Source organism: Arthrobacter sp. Dra40, from assembly GCF_059091905.1.
Window position 1 is genome coordinate 1 of record NZ_JBNHHB010000559.1, and the last position, 546, is coordinate 546.

The window sequence follows — 546 nt, forward strand, 5'->3', positions numbered from 1 at the left end:
TCCCCTGCCGCGGCCCCGCACTCGCTGCGCAGCACGCTGTCCGTGCCCTCGGGAATCAGCCCTCCGGTGACCACAGGGGCTGCCAGCCCCGGCTGCAAGGGGCTGCCGGCCGGCACCAGCTGCCACGGCTCGGTGCCGGCGACGGCCCAGCCGTCCATGGCGGAGGAAGCGTAATGCGGGACCGGCACCAGCGCCGTGAGGTCACCGGCCAGCGTCCGGCCGATAGCTGCGGCCAACTCCACGTGGGCAGGCGGCCGCCGCTCAGTCGACTGGCCGGCAGTATAGGCGGCGGTACGGGCCTGTTCCCAGCGGAAGCCGGAGCCGCTCACTCCTCGACTGCGCCGTGCCGGCGCGCCACTTCGTCGGCAACGCGGGAGGCCGCGCGCATGGCCACTTCCGGTGTTGCCTGTCCGGTGGCTGCGGCCAGCCCGGCCGCGTAGCCCACCACGAAGGTGGTCAGCGGTGCCGCGGGGCGGACCACGCTGTGCGCTGCGACGCCGGCCAGCCCCAGCACGGCGTCGATGTCAACCGGCATGTCCTCGATTT

1 protein-coding gene and 1 pseudogene are annotated in these 546 nt (G+C 74.0%); both read right to left on the reverse strand.

The features are described 5' to 3' along the window. A pseudogene (locus AC5RWT_RS37975) lies at positions 1-329 on the reverse strand (molybdopterin molybdenumtransferase MoeA); the annotation flags it as partial. Next, complete coding sequence (locus AC5RWT_RS37980; RefSeq protein WP_494084703.1) at positions 326-544, reverse strand: DUF6457 domain-containing protein; 219 nt, start codon at positions 542-544, stop codon at positions 326-328. The gene AC5RWT_RS37980 and the pseudogene AC5RWT_RS37975, both read right to left, overlap by 4 nt. Positions 545-546: the final 2 nt, after the last annotated feature.